Source organism: Algoriphagus jejuensis (assembly GCF_039523455.1).
In the GTDB taxonomy this organism is placed as follows: Bacteria; Bacteroidota; Bacteroidia; order Cytophagales; family Cyclobacteriaceae; genus Algoriphagus; species Algoriphagus jejuensis.
The window spans coordinates 279,975-297,575 of record NZ_BAAAFI010000002.1; the positions used below are offsets into that span (position 1 = coordinate 279,975).

A 17,601-nucleotide genomic window follows, 5' to 3' on the forward strand; every position below is an offset into this window, starting at 1 on the left:
AACCCATTAAAAGTAAGGGGCTTGTGAGTACTCTGATTTCTAATTTTTTCGATTCAAACTCATCACGACTTCGGCCGCCAGCAAAGGAATAGCCCAAGAAACCCAAATCTCGGTCGGGCCTCGCTCGATGAAATTTCCGAGTGCCCTGACGCTTTCCATTTCATTGATAAACCGAAACGTCACAAAAGCGAACGTCACCACATAGCTCCGGATCATCCATTCTTTGTGCTGCTGACGATGGCCTCGTTTGATGGAGATAAATGCCATTCCGGCTGTGACAATCCACGCGAAAGCCAATCCTTGTAACGACAAAGCCCAAGACCAATGGATGGCGAGCGCAGTAGTCCAAGCCAGATACGACGAGGAAATGGTTGCGATCAGGATCGCCACCAGATAGGTGCGACCCATCCAGCGGTGGATGTGCAGGTGTTTTTCTCGGAACGTAGTCGAAAATTGAAACGGGCCGATAAGCAAGGCGATCAGTCCTCCGGAAACGTGGCCGATAAGTGGCCATTTCCAATTCCAAAATCTCCCAAAAACCTCCTCATCCATTCCGTAGTAGGGAAGAGCATCTTTGACTATAAATCTCCCAGCGAAAAGGATCACCAAAATCCACAGAATCGGAACTAGCTTAGATTTGGGTCTCGATAATAGAACCTGTGGGTTTGAGTTCATTTGGAAAAAAGGTAGGTGGTTTTATGAAATCTGAATTAGCCTACTACACCGACTAGTACCTTGACACCGCCCGTGGCGAAGTTTGCCAGATCGTCTATGGTCGCTTTTCCTTCGCGTGAACCTAATGCGGACTGCATTGCTTCAGGTGAACCAAACCAAAGCTCAGCCATGCGGTAATATTCGGGCTGAGAGCCGTCTGCATTTGGCAAAAACTTAGTGACTTCGGCTTTTGCCATGCCTTTAATTTTGCCAACTAATGGCATATGGGTCGTTACATAATAGCTTTCAAAAGCTGCTGGATCTGTGGGATGTCCGTAGAGAACAGTTATTTTGATCATGGTTATTTTTTTATGGTTTTTGATTATTCCATTATTTATGTACTTCCAATTCGATCTCGATGAGAAATTCCGGCAATGCCAAGCCTTTGACCTCCAGCCAGGAGCCCGTTGGGAAATGCGTCGTATAAATGGTGCTTCTATATGCAGCATGCTCCAAAAATGTCTGCATATCGGTGGTGAACACATTCTCAACCACCACATCGTCAAAAGTGCAGCCGTAATGTTTCAAGACCTTTTCCAGATCAGCATAGCAGTTTTTCATCTGTTGGAGAAGATCTCCCACAGCAGTAGGCGCCCCTTCATCATCCATGCTTACAGCACCAGATACTTTGATCGAATTTCCTATTTTGACAGCATGGCTGTATCCATAGGCGTTTTCCACTTCAGGCCGTAGCAGGAAGTATTCTGGTTTTTCAGATTTCATTTTTAATTGAGTTTGAATTCCAAACAAGAAATTTTGGGGTGGTGGTGTCGCTGGTTAAAGCACACTACCCTCGATTCCTAAGTATTTATTTTAATTATAATTTTACCTCTACTGACATAGTTATGGGCTCCAGAACCGTATGTTGATCCTTTATATGCTGGATTTTTGGATCGTTGATAATTGCCCCTAATTTTTCGATGTCATCCGTATCGATGACTATTACAATGGAGTTGGGGTCATCAGCATCTTGAAAGGTTCTGAATCCGTTGGAGGCTGGTGCAAATAGCCTTACCCTATCGTCATGGCCTTTTAGCCAAGTATCGATATCTCCTACTTTGTGTCGAAATACATAAGTTGCCATTTCTTTTATCGTTTATTTTTAGCCTACTCTGGATGGTTTTCGGCAGCCCCATTTTAATCTTAAATATTCTTCATTGATCTTTTGTAAGCACTAGTTTTTTAAGACTATTCGATACCTCGCCTTTCCAGACTCCAAATGTGTCAAAGCCTCATTTACCTGAGACATAGGGAATTCTTCCGTGATCGGATAGATATCATGTCGCACGCAAAACTCAAGCATCGTACGTGTCAAAGCCGGACTTCCTAGTGGACTGCCTGTCACTGATTTTTCCCCCGTCAGGAGGGTGAAGGCTGGGATAGCCATTGGTTCTAGCACAGCTCCGACATTATGGAATTTACCCTTGGGTGCGAGTGCAACGAGGTATGAATTCCAATCCAAGGGCACATTGGTGGTGTTCAAAATGAAATTCAAGCTTCCGGCGATTTTTGCTAATTCTTCAGGATTGGTGGAATCCACCACTTTGGTCGCTCCCATAGCGATAATGGACTCTTTTTTGGCAGGATTAGAGCTGAAGGCGATGACTTCACATCCCCATTTGTTAAGAAACTTGAGCGCCATGTGACCTAGACCGCCGATGCCAATCACGCCAACTTTGTCGATTGCTTTTACCCCAGCGATAATAATGGGATTGAAAACAGTAATCCCTCCACAGAGTAGTGGCCCAACTTTATCTAAATCAATGCCCTCTGGCAAGGGAATGGCCCAGGACCAATGACTTCGCACGTAATCTGCAAAACCTCCGTGTCTGCCACCGATGGTGTATTCTGCAGAGCCACATAGGTGATGCGCACCATCCATGCATTCATGGCAGGACATACAAGAACCGGAAAACCAACCTACGCCTACTTTATCACCGACTTTGATGTTCTTAACTGCATTTCCTGTGGCAACTACCTCACCCACGATCTCATGTCCTGGCACTATGGGAAAGGAGGACATTCCCCAGTCATTATTGATCATGCTCAGGTCTGAGTGGCAGATGCCGCAATTAAGAACTTTGACATCGACCTGTTCAGGGCCCAGTTCTCCCATTTCGTAGGAGAAAGCTTCTAATTTTTCATGTGGGCCTTTGGCCGCATAGGCTGATACTTTCATGGTCTAGATAATTTTAAAAATTGGTTATATGATATGTGTTATCATTAGGCATTCATGACATTTCAAAAACATCGGTCACCAGTCATCAGGCATTCATCAGTACTATTCACCTCCTCGCATCCATCCCGAAGTCCCGCTCGACAGCATCGTACCATTCTTCGTCAGAAACGCTTTGCCGATCTATCCATTCCTCGTCAGTCATGGACATGCGCCATTGGATAAATGGAAGCGCATCTGGCCCTACAGGATGTCGAAGTGTCCAAGAATCACCTGCGGCAAATTCCAACACTTTTTCTGCAACTAGGCTAGCCGACGTTGGAGTCTTCAGGGAAGCGAAGAATAGATCTGACATTCGTTTGGAAGTGGGATAAAGGGATGATGATGCGCCTTCAATCTCATGAGCCATATCGGTGTCAATGATACCAGGTTCTATGACACCCACGCGGATATTGAAGGGCTTTAGCTCCTGTGCGAGCGCTTCGCTGATCGCCTCCAAAGCAAACTTACTTGCCGAGTAGCATCCTAGAGGGGAGCTTGTCAATCGGCCGGAGACGGAGGTAATGTTAATGATGCAACCACTTTTTTGCGCTCGCATGGAAGGAGTTACAGCTTGAATACAGCGAACAGCCCCAAATAAATTCGTCTCAAAAACCGATCGAAAATCAGAAATGGGCATCTCCTCAATTGACCCAGTCAGGCCAATTCCAGCATTGTTGACCAAAATATCAATGGATCCATTTTGGATGATGATTTCATCCATAAAAGACTTCACTGAAATGTCTGAATTGACATCCATCTTATGCAGTGTGACAGGAAGGGACTCTGCTGAGACTATTTCTGAAAGTTCGATTGCTTTTGCGGGATTCCGCATTGTAGCGAAAACTTGAAAACCTGCCCGGCCAAATGCCAGCGCGATAGCCAAGCCAATTCCTCTGCTAGATCCGGTTACGATTACTTTTTTCATTGTTTTTTGGGTTGAATGAAAGGGCGAGAAAAACTCGGGATAGTGATCATAAGGTCTCTGGAGGGGATTTTCTGAACGCATGCACTTTGCGATAGCTCAGGTTTCTCCATAGCCACTCCATCGGTCCATAATAATAATACCGAAGCCAGAGCGGACTGAGGATCAACTGAAAGATCCAAGTGCCAACTACGACGTAAAGCAATTCGTAGCGTTCCAGTTTGCCGATTAGGCCAAAACCAACGCCTGTAAAAATGACCATACAGATCACCGAATGCATCAGGTAATTGGTCAAGGCCATCTTGCCGACTGCTGCTAGGCCGTTTTTCATCCAATCTAAAAAAGGAGCTTTGCAAAAAAGCATGATTAAACCTACATGACCAATAGAGACAAAAAATCGCCCCCAGTAGTAGGAAACATCCGCCTGTTTGTAAGATAAAATGGAAAACTTGGCTTCGAGGATAGTTTGCATCTCATAGTAATTGATCGCGATTCCAATCACGTAGCCAATCAAAACCATAAGCCAGTACTGAGCAGCCGGTCTGTCTCCACTGAGAAATCCCAATTTGAACAGTGCGATTCCAAAAAGCATCATGCTCAGCACATCCCAGACATCGGTACGGTAGGGCATTTCTATATCAAACTCCATATTGAATGGTGCCAGGAAAGCTACTGCACCAAAATATCCATTGCGCATTCCTTGGTTAAACTCTGCTGTGGCTTCTGCTGAGCGTTCTTTTACCTGATCATCCCAAGCTTCCCTCGCAGCTTTTAGCTCTTTGGAAAGTTCCTTCCCCGAGGCAGTCAAGGTATTTGCCTCTGCAACTTGATTGACCAGCTTTTTTTGTCCGGCGAAGTCGAAATAATTCCAAACTGTTCCTATGCAAAACAGTAACAGTGCGACAAGGATCAATTTTTTGGCAGCCATCGATCGGAAGGAATAGACCAAAAAGCCCATCAACGCATAGTCATAAAGGATCTCGCCAAGCCAAAGCAAGAGATATCCATGGATTAGGCCAAAAACCAACAGCCAGGTGATCCTTCGGAAATAGACATCTGCAGCCTTTATACCAGCGCCTTTTTTGACGAGGCGGTCCAGAAAAATAAACATGCCTACCCCAAATAGCAGGGAAAACAAAGCGCGCATCGTTCCCTCAAAAAAAAGGTTGGTCATCATCCAAGTGTAGAGATTCAGTCCGGTATCGCCACCTTGGACTGTGGGGGCATTGTAGCCAAAGCCGAGTCCAAAACCATTGATATTCATCAATAGGATACCAAAGAGGACGAACCCTCGCATGACATCCAAGGAGAGGATCCGGTCTGCCTGTTGGACGGGGACTAATTCTGGATTTACAGTTTTTTCCATGGGAGTGGGCGACTATCAGAAGGGAGAAGGGATTAGATTTAAAAGTTTGCTCGGTACGAAAAAGCTATCGAAAACCATCCGGATTCGGAATCTATCTGGGACGAGCTGGGGGCAAAATTGTCCGAAGAACTTAGGAATTTTCCCGATCTACCTTGTAGCGATACGATGGGCTTTGGCTGGATTTTGCGCTTGGAATAGAAAAACCAATGCACTTCGAGGTGATAATTTTCGAAGCGCATTGGTTGAAAAAATTGATCGAAGTTAAGCGCTGTCAATTTGCAGCAGGTGTGATTTGAAAGCCTTGACTTTGCAGTACGTTCAGCATGTCGTACCAATAATGAACTCTGATAATTTTGCCGTTCTCAATGAGCGAAGCGGTGTGGTAGGGCACTGTGATGGTTTTTCCGGTCGCCTTATCGGTAAGCGTGTTTGTGCCCCAAGCCAAAACCCACTCTCCTTCATTCCAGTTGTTGGTCACCTTCACAGGCAGATACAATTCACCGGTGATAGTATGAGTATAATTGGTGGTACTGGTGGTATAGTATTCTTTGTGTTGGGCTTTGGTGAGCGAGTCCAAGGCACCGCCTAATCCGTAGATCATTGCATTTTGGGCTAATGCTGCGTCCATCTTGGACACGTCGCCGGCTTGTAGGGCTCCTACGTATTGTTGGGTGAGTTGCAAGATAGAAGCGGCGTTATTGAAATCAAGGGTAACTTCTTGGGCCTTTGTGCTCATGATCGTCAGGACCATCACCAAGACCAATACCAGGGATTTTTGTGCTATTTTCATGATTATATGCGTTATTAGAACGTTGTTTGGAAAATTAAATTAGCTGACAGCCAATAATTTAAGCTCAAGAGATTCTTAGGAATTCAAAAACAGAATTGGACGAGCTTGTTGTTTTATTGTCCGGGAACTGAAGAGTTTTTTTCTGGGAGCTGTGGAGGGAGGCAAAAAAGAACCTGAAACAGCGGGACAAAAAGCACGCGCTATCAAAGTCAAAGTACCCTACTTGGTTGGAAAAATCCAGTCGGTAACTAATCCAGAAAAAGCTTCGGCTTATTCCTCAGAGCTACCGTCCCTTTTGCCGGCGAACATACTGCAAGATGAAGTAGATGAGTGTCAATATTCCTATAAAAACGAGTAGTCCAGATTTTTCGTAACCACCTAAATTTGATAGGAAAAAGAGAATAATGCCCGCCGAAAGTATGGGAATGGTGTAGCCAAAAGGGAGCTTGAACTCACCTGTTGCAGTTTTTTTCATTTTTCGAAGTTTCACCACGGCTAGGGAAACGCCAAAATAAACCAACAGCATACTCGCGGAGGCAATCACCGCCAATTGTTTGAAACCGCCTACGGATGCAGTAAAAAAGCCGATTCCTGCGTAGAGCATGATTGCCAAGTGGGGTGTCTTAAATCTGGGATGGACAATAGCCAGCTTTTCTAAGGGAATCACCCGATCACTCGCCAACCCAAAGATGACCCGCGGAAGATTAAGAATCTCGCCGCTCAACATGCCAAACATCGAAATCCCAGCACCGAGAATCAAAACCGTATATCCGATCGGCCCAAAAATGACATTGGCTGCTTGGGCTAGAGGAGCCTCTTTGTACATCGGCAACTCGCTTCCCAATATCCCCTGAGCAACGGATTGAATCAGGATATAGAGAACAAGGACAAATGAAATCCCGATAAAAATAGCCTTAGGGACGGTTTTTTGCGGGTTTTTGATTTCCCCGCCGACGATCAATCCCGTGTCGCCTCCCTGAAATGCAAAGAACAAAATCAGGGAGGCTGTACCAAACTGTTCCAAAGTAGGAGTAGCTTCCCAGCTTAAATTCGCCAGAGAGACATCTTTCCAACCAAAGAGAATCAAAAGTAAGATTGGTGTCAATTTCGCGACGGTGTTGATTTTCACCAAGCCGATGCCCTGTTTGACACCGAGGACATTAAGTGACGCTAGCCCGCCGAAAATCAGGATTAAAAAGGCGAGTCTACCGTAAGTGGTTTTGAAAATCGGGAAGGCAAGGCTGAGAAGTTCTACTAGGGCATTGGCAACCGCGGCATCGGAAAATGTCGAACCGAGTATCAAAAATACCGCGGCCAAAAATCCCGGGAAAGGCCCAAAGGCTGTTTCCACATAGGCATAGCCACCTCCGGATCGGGTCACTTTACTCCCCGCTTCCGCGAAGCAGAGCATCACCAAGGCGATCAGAAATCCACAAAACAAGTAAACAAGGATTCCTGCGGCACCTGTGATTTCGGCGATTATTGCCGGCAGAACAAAGATTCCTGCGCCCACTATGATGTTAACTATATTCGCGGAAAGTCCCCAAACACCTATTTTACGTTTTAATTCTTCTTGGTTGGTTTTCAAAGGTGTTTTGAAAAATGGGAGAGGATAAAGTTTGTCATTAAGATCAATTTAAATGTTTTTCCTAGAAATAAAACCTGACCAAAGAGTTGGCCCTTTTTAGGCTCGATGAAAAAAGGAGAAAATCGTTGAGTTTGAGATCGAAAGTCAAAATCTACCTGTTCTGCTAAGCATGAAAAGCATTGTTGCCTAGATGTAGAAAGACCTCGAAACCCTGGTGATATGGGAGCGAAAAGTGGAGGAACATTCACAGCGGAATCAACGGAGTTCTAGCTCTTAATCCTTAGAGGTTGGGATTTCAGAAAATCAAGCTTGTGAACGGGAATCGATAGGAAAGACCGTGCCTTTTCACAGGTCTTTCTCATTCGATCTTATAATCTTTTACTTGGGCTACTTGCAGTGATAATGATTCTTATCTCCTAATCCATACCCTGGAAAACAGCGGTAGCTTACTTCTACTGTCCACGCACCAGAGTTGTCTCCAAAAAAGCTGTCATTAACATAGAGGACTAGCTCACCGCTTCCTGTGAGTTGTGTGGGGCCGGTGCCGACGAATTGGAACTCTCCATCACCAACGCGGGCGACTAGCGATACCAGCGGAAGACCGTTGATTGAACCTAATTCTGGCCGGCCGTTTGGCGTAGCTGGATCAGTAAGTCCAGCGAAATAGAATCCAACTTCACCCGAGGCTGTGAGGAGGAGAGGGATGCCTTCCTTAACCGTGAAACCGGTAGCGAGACCGTCTGATGTCGTACCGGGTAGTACATATTCGTCTGTGACATTCCAGATTTTACTAGACTGATTTACTGAACTGGATTCAATGTCTTCGTGTAGACCAGCAAAATCAGTTTTTTCGATCTTGGTACTGTGCATTGCTATTGTATTCTTTTCAGCGATTTCTTGATCTGGATGATTGTCGATCATGTTGTCTATTTCGCAGGAGGATAGGAATAAAATGGCGAGTAAAGGGAAAAGAGGCTTTTTCATAATTGTGATTTTTAGTGTTGAAAAAACGGATGTTTGTTTTAAAAAAGCTTAAAAATCTAACTACATACTGCTGAGTTAGTACAAAGCGCATGGATTTCTTCCCTAAGTGATTTGATTTCTTTTCGGGGAAAAACTTAATCTTTTTAAATGCAATGTTGCCAGTACGCGGATTTGCCATGAAAATCGGGCTTGATGACCGACGCTTCGACTTGGCTCAGCAGTTAGAAATGGCCACTGATGCGCGGAGTTGTCTGTCCATCTATGGTTAATTGCTGAATCCAATTTTTCAATCCCTTCATTTTTCAATACCCAAAGAATTAAAATAACCTATCCAGCTAGTGGGCCGCCTCGGTCATCCGGCAGCCAACCATTTTTCCAGTGAAGGATTAGTATATTCAAGCTGTGCTTTTAATTCTGAATAACCCATGCAACACTCTTCCCGCCTGGAAATCAGCGCCAGTGCTTATGGCCAAAATATCGCTTTCATTCGCTCAAGAATCGGCTCGGAAGCCGTCGTCTCCGCGGTGGTAAAGGGCAATGCGTATGGACATGGAATCTGTCAGATGGTTCAGGTTGCTGAGCAGGCTGGAATCCGCCACTTTAGCACGTTCAGCTCGGATGAGGCGCGCGAGGTGCTGACTAGCAGTGCCCAACCGAACGAAATCATGATCATGGGAATGCTGCATCCGGCTGAGATTCCAGAATTGATTGAGAAGGGAATTCAGTTTTACGTATTTGATTTTGAGCGATTGGAAGCCGCAATCGAAATAGCGCAGCGCGTGGGGATTAAAGCCCTTATTCATGTGGAGGTGGAAACGGGATTTCACCGTACCGGGTTTGACTGGCATGATAGAGCAAAGCTCTTGGACAGGCTTCGAGTAAATGCATCGATCCTGGAGTTAAAGGGTCTTTGTACCCACTATGCCGGAGCCGAAACTGCGCAAAACCACACGCGAATTTTGGAGCAGATCGTTCTGTTTGATCAGTTCAGAGCCTATTTTTTGGAAAATCAAATCACCTTCGAGCGAACCCACACGGCCTGTTCAGCTGCAACGCTACTATTTCCCGAAACGCACTTTGACTTGGTACGCATCGGGATTGCAGGCTATGGATTTTGGCCGACACGGGAAACTTATGAGCTGATCAAGAGCGATCTTTCTCCAGAAAACCCCAATCCGCTCAAGCGTCTGCTGACATGGAAAACACAGGTCATGAGCCTGAAAATAGTCGAAAGCGGATCCTTCGTCGGCTACGGAAAGGGCTTCCAAGCCAAGCGGGATATGACCTTAGCCATCATTCCCGTGGGCTACTCACACGGCTATGGCCGCAATCTCAGCAACACGGGACGAGTGCTAATCGGAGGAGAATTCTGCACCGTGATCGGCAATGTCAATATGAATGCCGTGGCGGTCGACGTCACCGATTTGAAAAATGTACAGCCCGGAGACGAGGTCATCTTGATTGGAAATCAAGGCGACAAAGAAATCACGGTAAGTTCCTTTGCAGAAACTTCAGAGATGATCAATTACGAAATGCTAACCCGTTTGGCGGCGCGTATTCCTAGAATAATTGTCGATTAATAGAAGATAATCGTCTTGTTGCCGACGGCCATCACCTTGCGTTCGACATGGTATTTGATGGCCTTGGAGAGCGTTACTTTCTCCACATCCTGACCAATCTGCACCAGTTCCGCAATGTTATTGTGGTGCCTTACCCTCGCTACTTCCTGCTCGATGATCGGGCCGGCATCCAGCTCTTCGGTGACATAATGTGCCGTTGCACCGATGATTTTCACACCACGCTCAAAAGCGGCATGATACGGTCGAGCTCCCACAAACGCGGGCAAAAAAGAATGATGGATGTTGATAATTCGATTGGGAAAATGCCGGATAAAGTCTCCCGACACGATTTGCATGTAGCGGGCCAAAACGATGAAATCGACCCTCTGTTCGGCTAAAAGTCGCAGTTGATGCGTCTCCGCAGCTTCTTTGTTTGAGGCGGTGACTGAGATATGGAAGAAAGGAATGCCAAATGCCTCCACAATCGTCTTTAAGTCTGGATGGTTGGAGATCACCATCGGGATGTCCACATCCAATTGCCCAGCATGATGTCTGCCTAGGATATCGAAAAGACAATGCGATAGCTTGCTGACAAATATGGCCATCCTTGGCTTGGGAAAATCAAAATGAAGCTTGATCTCCATGCTAAATCGCTGCCCGACTTCTTGCTCAAAGCGAGGTAGGATTTCGTCTTTTCCCAAAGAAAAAGAATCCAACTCCCAGGCTGCACGCATAAAAAACATACCCATCTCAACGTCTACATGTTGATCGACTTCGAGAATGTTGCCATTGTAGGAATACAGAAACCGCGAAACTTCCGCTACTATTCCTTTTTGGTCAGGGCATTGAATGAGAAGAATGGCTTTTTTCATGTGTTTATTATTTGGTATTAGCTGTCATCCACGCGGATACCTCCGGGGCTATACGGAGAAAAATTGCATGGTGAATAATCATTCCACTGTGTGTCGCCTGGGAGATGTTCGATTTCATAGCGCTGGTTTAGGAATTCCAGATCGTCCAGTTGACCTCGGCTTGTAAGGCCAGCATATCCATCCCGTTCTTTGCCTGTCCGCCTCTTGCTACGCAAGCTTTCATCAGCATCGTCTTGGCGGGATTGTAAACCAAGTCATAGACGCGATGCGTGTCATTGAGCATTTCAAGTGGAATGTCGGGCATTTCTTCTGTCTTGGGAAAAGTCCCCAACGGAGTTGTGTTGATGATCAGGGGATTATTTTGCAAAAATGTAGGATCTCTCGCAAGATCCGAATAAGTGATCTGCTTTTCTCCGTTGTTTCGGGAGACCGACAGAAATGCTACGCCGAGGTTTTCCAAAGCGACTTTGACCGCCTTAGATGCACCGCCGGTTCCCAATACAAGCGCATTTGGAATCGTATCACCTAGCCAGCTCTTCAGCGAATCTTTGAATCCGATGTAGTCCGTGTTGAATCCCTCGCGCCTGCCGTTACGGATTCGTATGCAATTCACTGCGCCGATTTGGGCACAAGCTGGATCGAGTTGATCGAGAAAAGGCATGACCTGCTCCTTGTAAGGAATCGTAACCGCTATGCCCTCCAACTCGGGGTTTTCTGCCAAGACTTGTTCAAAATCTCCGATTTGGGGGATCTCATACAAGTCAAACACACAGCCTCGAATGCTCTCTTTCTCGAATTTCTCCGTGAAATATTTTTTGGAAAAAGAGTGGGTAAGCGGGTTGCCGATCAGTCCAAATTTTCTCATCAGTCCAGCAATTTTGCGGCTAGCCGCTCAATCAATAAAACCAAAACAATCCCGAAGACGAAGGCAGTGATCGCAGCCGTAATTTGAGGTTCATGCCCTACCAACTCGAGGTAATCTCCTGGAAGCACATTTTTATCCAAAAAAGGCTTTTGCTCACCTGAGGAACTTGTCCTCCAAGACAGTACTAACTTCCAAGGCCAAAGTTCATTGACCGAGCCGAGCATAAAACCAGAAAGCAGACCAATTGTCGCGGAATGGTATTTTTTCAGCAACCAAGAAACCAATCGACTGAAGGATAGAATTCCCACTACGCAGCCAGCGGCGAAAACCGCCAATTTGAAGATGTTTCGGTCTTTGACCGCTTGAAGAATTGCCTCGTATTGACCTAAAATCAAGAGGATAAAGCTACCGCTGATGCCTGGAAGGATCATCGCGCAGATGGCAATTGATCCTGACAGGAAGGTAAACCAAGTCGCATTTGGTGTGGTCGTAGGGGGCAAATTGGTGACCCACCAAGCGATACCGGCTCCGACGATCACCGCCAAAACCACACCCAAATGCCAACGTTTGATGTCTCTCAAAATTAAGAATGCGCTGACCAAGATGAGGCCAGTAAAAAAAGACCACAACGGAATCGGGTGATTGCTCATCAGGTAGGTGATCACGCTGGAGAGCGCAAAGACACTGGTCAGGATGCCCAAGAAGAGACTGAGCAAAAACGACCCGTTAACCGCCTTGAAAAAGCCTTTTAACTCAAATTTGGCGAGCAGCTTAACGTTATCCAGCGTAAACGAATTAATGCTGTTGAGCAGCTCCTGGTAGATCCCGGCGATAAGTGCAATCGAACCGCCAGATACGCCCGGCACAATGTCTGCCGCACCCATGGCCATCCCTTTGAAGTAGGTAAGCGCGTATTTTTTCGTTGATTTCATAGAAAAAAAGGCTGACCGATGAATCGATTAGCCTAAGTAGGTGGAGTATTTTTTAAAGCTTGATTTCTCCCAGGAAGTGGTCGAACGTGTCGCCTCTTAGTCCCAATCGGATCGTTTCCAAAGGAATCACTTCGGTAGGGCTGATATTTCCAAGATTGACATTGGCTCCAAGGAGTTTGATAAACCAGACCTGCTGGGATTTTTGAGGTGCCTCCCAGATGATTCTTTCCTCCGGAACTTGGGTCAGAATCTCTTCCACGAGGCCTTGGCGCACTTCACCCGAATCACGGAAAAGACCGACATTACCGCCCTCTCTTGCTTCGCCGATTACCTTCCAGGCTCCGGCCGCAAGCTCGGTCTGCATCTGCTCGATCCACTTGTAAGGAGGGATGATCTTGGCTGCATCCTTAGACCCAACTTCGGAAAGTACGGTTACCTGCTTGGCCAAGGTCTGAATGTATTCACATTTCTTGTCGTGGTTCAGCGAGATCGATCCGTCAGACACCTCTGCAAATTCAAGTTCGTACTTGTCGAGTACCCGCTGGTAATCTTCGAATTGGCCCCTTACGATAAAAGCTTCAAAAAGTGTCCCTCCCAGGTAGACGGGGATACCGGCTGCCTTATAGACCGCAAGTTTCTCGTTGAGACGCTTGGTGACATAGGAGGTCGCCCACCCAAGTTTGACAATGTCAACAAAGTCAGCACAGCTATCTACAAAATCCTCGGTTTCCCGAAGGCTAAGACCCTTGTCCATAGCCATAGTAAATCCCGTGGTACGTGGCTTCTCAGTCCGTACAGGAATATTCTTCAGCACATAATTCATTTGCCAGGTTTTAAAGTTTAGAGCTGGGAATGGTCATCCCGATGTTGGGCGATGATCTTGTAGATGGCCTTCTGTTGCTTCAGCTCCGGCATCAATTCGTACAAGATGGTATGCCTATCAAAGTCCAAAGTTAACGCATTTTCTAAATATGAAAACGCCTCTTTGTATTTGCCCATTTTTACGAGGTACACCACCATGCGGTAGTACAGCTCTGGCTCCTCCGGAGCTTCTTCAATTCCTTCCCGTACGACATCTATTGCTTCCTCGAAGCGGTTTTGCTCAAAATAAATAACCGAGAGATTGACGTAGGTCTCCATGATGCCGGGTTCCAGGTTAATAGCCTCTTCGTATGCCTCAGATGCAGCCTGCATATTTCCCAGATTAAACTCCGCATCAGCCAGACCTACCCAATAGTTAGCGTTGTCTTTGTTGAGATTCAGCGCCTTTTTAAAGTAGTGAATTGCTTCGAAAAATTTTTCCTTTTTCAGCATGCACATTCCCAGACCAAACCAAGCGTCATCGTACTCTTCGTCGAGTTTTGCGGACTTTTTAAAGTATTTGAATGCCTCATCGATCCTCTCCAGCTTCTCATAGGCAGCACCCATGTAGCAGCAGTTTTCGGCATTGACGCCTTCGCAGTTGATTGTGTTTTGGTAAGCTTCGAGAGCGGCCTCGTAGTTTTGGGTATTCATCAGGGAATTGCCCATGTTAAAATACGCCGAGGCGAAAGCATCATCAATGATCAAGGCGTATTCGTAGGCTGAAATCGCGTCTTCAAAACGCCCAAGTCGGTTGTAAACTACACCCAAATTGTACCAAGCACCAGCAGAGTAGGGATCCTGATCGATAAACTCCTGGTAAAATTGAAGGATTTCGTCAAAGGAACCTTCCTCCTCTGTGATCATCGCCAATTGAAACAATGCATCCTCGTGGTTAATCCGATTCTTTACAGCTTCTTTGAAGTAGTCACTGGCCTTGCTGTTGTCTCCTTTGGCTCGGAAGAGATTTCCCAGGGAATAAAAAACCTCAGCTTTGTCTTCTGCCATCGGCAGATAGTTCTCCAGCAATTCAATTCCTTCCTGGTGATTTCCAGCCAGAATCTGCGCATTGGCCAGTGCCAATACGATGTCTTCGTTGTTTGGAGAGAGGTTGTTGAGGTTTTCCAGAATGCCCAATCCCTCGTCTAACTCATCGTTAAAGATCAGGCACTGCGCTTTGAGCAGACGAATCTCTACCGAAAAAGGAAACTTTTCCAGAGAAAATTCGGAGGCTCTAAGTGCTTTGAGAAATTTTTGCTGATCAAAGTAAAACCGGATGATATCTTCCAGTTCTTCTTCTTCGAAATAGAGGTCCAGGTTTGATTTCAGGGAATTCTCGAATCGCTCCACGAGCTTTTTGTCCTCTTCCCAGTCTTGATCGTGATCTCCGGTCATTCGATGGTGTTATGGTTTATTTAAGATACCAATAAAACAGGGATCTCAAAATTCGCGTTTGTTAAATTTTCAATTCCCGGATATTTTTATCTGCCCAGGAAAAGGGTGATTTTTTGGGCTTTCAGATTTCTAAACGCATCCGATAAAAGATAAGTTTGATTCAGGGTCTTTTTGCCCATTCCAGACTTTCCTTGAGGGAAAAGTAGTCATAGGCCAATAGTTTCTGGGTCTTTGAGTTGTCAAAATAGATTTTCTGCTGGGAAAGTTTGGCGGTTTTTTTGTCCACCGGAAAAGCATTCAGCCCCAAAAAACGAAACAGCGTTACTACCCATAAAAACACCGAAACCTGCCAGTCGCTCAGCGGTAAATTTGGAGCCCTTTTGCCAAAAATAGCTGCTACTGCTCCGAAAAATACTTCAAAGGAAATAGCTTCTCTGTTCAGTATAAAACGCTCTCCCCAGGCCCCTTTCTCGACCAGCAATTTGGTGATCTTGGCGGCATCTCTGACGTCGATGTAGTTTAGATCCCCATTCGGGAAAAACCGATTTTCATTCAACACATACCCGTAGATCGTGGTGCTGCTCTTTCCATAGCTGGCCTTGCCAAGGAGGACTGAGGGATTTATCACGATCAGTTCGATACCTTCTTGCTCGCCTCTCCAGGCTTCGAGCTCTGCCAAATATTTGGAAACTGCGTACTCCGTATTCAGGGGAGAATCGGTCCACTTATACTCCTCAGTGATCACCTTTAGCTCGGGACTTCGGCCGATCGCTGCAACCGAACTGACATGAACAAGTTTGGTAACCCCCGCAATCAGCATCGCATTGACTAAGTTGGCTGTGCCAATCGTATTGACTTCGTAGAGTCGATTTTTGTCTTTTGCGGAAAAGGAAACCAATCCGGCGCAATGAATCACCAGGTCAATTCCTGTCAGTGCGTCCAGCAAAGAGTCTGAATCTGAAAGCTCGCCGTGGTGCCAATGGATCGGGAAACCGTAGGTGTCCAAAAGCGAAGTGGTAGACCCCCGTCTCTTTAGTCCGTGAATGTTACCCATCTGGCTGAATTCTCTGGCCAGTTCACTTCCAAAAAACCCAGTAATTCCCGTAATCAGAATATTCATGGCCTGGGATTACAATCGGGTGTTGATTAAGTCGAGGGTTTGGATTTTTTCGAAGATCTTACGATGCTTTGGCAAGGTGTCCAACATATCTAGGTAGCGCGCATTGTGACAATCTGTGCCGAGCAAAGACACGACATTACGATCCACCAGCATCTCCGCGAAGTCCTTCACTTGCTTGGAATAAAACCCGGTGAAAGACAGCATGTTCACTTGGAATAGAAGTTTTCGTTCGATCAGATCGTCTAGCAGTTTTTTGTCTGTTATTAGGTACTGATACCTTTCGGGATGGGCTAAGATCGGCTTGTAGCCTGCCATTTCCAGATTGAAAATAATATCAAGCAGCATCTGGGGCTTGTTGATAAATCCCGTTTCTACCAGAATATAGCCGTCTCCAAAGGTGAGCAGCTTTTGTTCGCCCATCACTCTTTCGAGAAAAATCTCGTCCATATAATACTCTGCCGCCGCACCGATCTCGATGGAAATGCCCGCTGCTTTGACAGCTTTCCGGAGATCTTCCAGGCCCATCCCTATGATCTCGGGCGTGTTGCGGTAATACTCCGACATGACGTGTGGCGTAGTGATAATCTTCTTTAGCCCGAAATCAGCTAATCTTCTCACCAACTCGATGGATTCTTCCATGGTTTTGGAACCGTCATCTATTCCGGGAATCAGATGAGAGTGCATATCCACCTTCAACCAAGAAAGGTCGAGGGGTTCGGTAACCTCCGGTGTTCTTTTGAATAGATCAAACCATCCCATTATAATCCGCCTCCGCTTTGAGTTTTAAATTCTTTCAGCGTCAACCAGACTTTATCCTTGTCAGATATGATCGGGTTATCTACTCGCCAATCGATAGCTAACGCAGGGTCATTCCAAAGGATTCCGCCCTCAGCAGGTTTGTGGTAATAATTCGAGCATTTGTAGGCAAAAATTGCATCCTCCAAAACGGAGAAACCATGTGCAAAACCCGCAGGAACATAAAATAAGTTGTTCCTCTCTGAATCCAGTACGACGGAGTGATACTTTCCAAACGTCGGAGATCCTTTACGCAAATCAACCGCAACGTCCAGGACTTTGCCAGTAATCACACGCACCAACTTTGCCTGTGCAAAAGGAGCATGCTGGAAATGCAGTCCGCGGACGGTTCCTTTTTGGGAAAACGACTGGTTGTCCTGAATCCAGTTGACCTCAACTCCTTCATTTTGCAACCAGTCTTGTCGAAAGGATTCAAAGAAATAGCCTCTGTTGTCTGGAAATATTCTGGGAAAAATCTCAAAAAGGCCTGAGATGGGAGTGCTTCGTATTTCTGCCATTTTGGGAATATATTCTGCGGCTTTGAGCAGTAAAATAACCACTCAGTCCCTGACTATCCTAATCTATTGTAAGGAATTATGTCCAAATTTGCGTTCGTGAAT

General features: G+C 45.9%; 19 protein-coding genes. 1 reads left to right on the forward strand and 18 read right to left on the reverse strand.

What is annotated here, in order from left to right; genetic code table 11:
• Positions 1–39: 39 nt before the first annotated feature.
• The 10 genes from ABD031_RS02195 to ABD031_RS02240 all read right to left on the reverse strand — a co-directional run bounded on the left by ABD031_RS02195 (position 40) and on the right by ABD031_RS02240 (position 8,582).
• The gene (locus tag ABD031_RS02195) at positions 40–675 is read right to left on the reverse strand and encodes a DUF2306 domain-containing protein (protein ID WP_343848158.1); all 636 of its coding nucleotides are present in this window, start codon (positions 673–675) and stop codon (positions 40–42) included.
• A gap of 35 nt (positions 676–710) precedes the next feature.
• Positions 711–1,013 carry an EthD family reductase gene (locus ABD031_RS02200; protein WP_343848159.1) on the reverse strand — a complete coding sequence of 101 codons (303 nt, stop codon included), beginning with the start codon at positions 1,011–1,013 and terminating at the stop codon, positions 711–713.
• A gap of 31 nt (positions 1,014–1,044) precedes the next feature.
• Positions 1,045–1,437: a RidA family protein gene (locus ABD031_RS02205; protein ID WP_343848160.1), complete on the reverse strand. Its 393-nt coding sequence runs from the start codon at positions 1,435–1,437 to the stop codon at positions 1,045–1,047.
• Positions 1,438–1,531: 94 nt separating this feature from the next.
• On the reverse strand, positions 1,532–1,798 hold the full coding sequence (locus ABD031_RS02210; protein WP_343848161.1) for a hypothetical protein: 267 nt from the start codon (positions 1,796–1,798) through the stop codon (positions 1,532–1,534).
• A 90-nt stretch (positions 1,799–1,888) separates the two neighbouring features.
• On the reverse strand, positions 1,889–2,893 hold the full coding sequence (gene ahr, locus ABD031_RS02215; protein WP_343848162.1) for an NADPH-dependent aldehyde reductase Ahr: 1,005 nt from the start codon (positions 2,891–2,893) through the stop codon (positions 1,889–1,891).
• Positions 2,894–2,999: 106 nt separating this feature from the next.
• Positions 3,000–3,857: an SDR family oxidoreductase gene (locus ABD031_RS02220; RefSeq protein ID WP_343848163.1), complete on the reverse strand. Its 858-nt coding sequence runs from the start codon at positions 3,855–3,857 to the stop codon at positions 3,000–3,002.
• 46 nt (positions 3,858–3,903) lie between these two features.
• Positions 3,904–5,220, reverse strand: a complete 1,317-nt coding sequence (locus ABD031_RS02225; protein WP_343848164.1) for a DUF418 domain-containing protein — start codon at positions 5,218–5,220, stop codon at positions 3,904–3,906.
• Positions 5,221–5,491: 271 nt separating this feature from the next.
• Entirely contained in the window at positions 5,492–6,010 is a 519-nt protein-coding gene (locus tag ABD031_RS02230; RefSeq protein WP_343848165.1) for a nuclear transport factor 2 family protein, read from the reverse strand.
• A 283-nt stretch (positions 6,011–6,293) separates the two neighbouring features.
• The gene (locus ABD031_RS02235) at positions 6,294–7,598 is read right to left on the reverse strand and encodes an APC family permease (RefSeq protein WP_343848166.1); all 1,305 of its coding nucleotides are present in this window, start codon (positions 7,596–7,598) and stop codon (positions 6,294–6,296) included.
• 387 nt (positions 7,599–7,985) lie between these two features.
• Positions 7,986–8,582 carry a hypothetical protein gene (locus ABD031_RS02240; protein ID WP_343848167.1) on the reverse strand — a complete coding sequence of 199 codons (597 nt, stop codon included), beginning with the start codon at positions 8,580–8,582 and terminating at the stop codon, positions 7,986–7,988.
• Between the two features lie 425 nt (positions 8,583–9,007).
• Here ABD031_RS02240 and alr point away from each other — a divergent pair, with 425 nt between their 5' ends.
• Positions 9,008–10,162: an alanine racemase gene (gene alr, locus ABD031_RS02245; protein ID WP_343848168.1), complete on the forward strand. Its 1,155-nt coding sequence runs from the start codon at positions 9,008–9,010 to the stop codon at positions 10,160–10,162.
• On the opposite strand, the gene purU is transcribed toward alr, so the two are convergent.
• The 8 genes from purU to rfbC all read right to left on the reverse strand — a co-directional run bounded on the left by purU (position 10,159) and on the right by rfbC (position 17,499).
• Positions 10,159–11,013 carry a formyltetrahydrofolate deformylase gene (gene purU / locus ABD031_RS02250; RefSeq protein WP_343848169.1) on the reverse strand — a complete coding sequence of 285 codons (855 nt, stop codon included), beginning with the start codon at positions 11,011–11,013 and terminating at the stop codon, positions 10,159–10,161. The two genes, alr and purU, sit on opposite strands and share 4 nt — an antisense overlap.
• 127 nt (positions 11,014–11,140) lie before the next feature.
• Positions 11,141–11,878, reverse strand: coding sequence for a shikimate dehydrogenase family protein (locus tag ABD031_RS02255; RefSeq protein ID WP_343848170.1), 738 nt, complete (start codon positions 11,876–11,878; stop codon positions 11,141–11,143).
• The gene (locus ABD031_RS02260; RefSeq protein ID WP_343848171.1) at positions 11,878–12,810 is read right to left on the reverse strand and encodes a polyprenyl-phosphate transporter; all 933 of its coding nucleotides are present in this window, start codon (positions 12,808–12,810) and stop codon (positions 11,878–11,880) included. Before ABD031_RS02260 ends, ABD031_RS02255 begins: the two co-directional genes overlap by 1 nt.
• Positions 12,811–12,862: 52 nt before the next feature.
• Positions 12,863–13,633 carry a phosphosulfolactate synthase gene (locus ABD031_RS02265; RefSeq protein WP_343848172.1) on the reverse strand — a complete coding sequence of 257 codons (771 nt, stop codon included), beginning with the start codon at positions 13,631–13,633 and terminating at the stop codon, positions 12,863–12,865.
• A gap of 17 nt (positions 13,634–13,650) precedes the next feature.
• A complete protein-coding gene (locus tag ABD031_RS02270; protein ID WP_343848173.1) occupies positions 13,651–15,066 on the reverse strand; it encodes a tetratricopeptide repeat protein in 1,416 nt (471 codons plus the stop codon).
• 160 nt (positions 15,067–15,226) lie between these two features.
• Complete coding sequence (locus ABD031_RS02275) at positions 15,227–16,186, reverse strand: NAD-dependent epimerase/dehydratase family protein (protein ID WP_343848174.1); 960 nt, start codon at positions 16,184–16,186, stop codon at positions 15,227–15,229.
• A gap of 9 nt (positions 16,187–16,195) precedes the next feature.
• Positions 16,196–16,945 (reverse strand): tyrosine-protein phosphatase, encoded by a 750-nt coding sequence (locus ABD031_RS02280; protein ID WP_343848175.1) that lies wholly within the window; start codon positions 16,943–16,945, stop codon positions 16,196–16,198.
• Positions 16,945–17,499, reverse strand: a complete 555-nt coding sequence (gene rfbC, locus ABD031_RS02285; RefSeq protein WP_343848176.1) for a dTDP-4-dehydrorhamnose 3,5-epimerase — start codon at positions 17,497–17,499, stop codon at positions 16,945–16,947. Before rfbC ends, ABD031_RS02280 begins: the two co-directional genes overlap by 1 nt.
• Positions 17,500–17,601 lie beyond the last annotated feature (102 nt).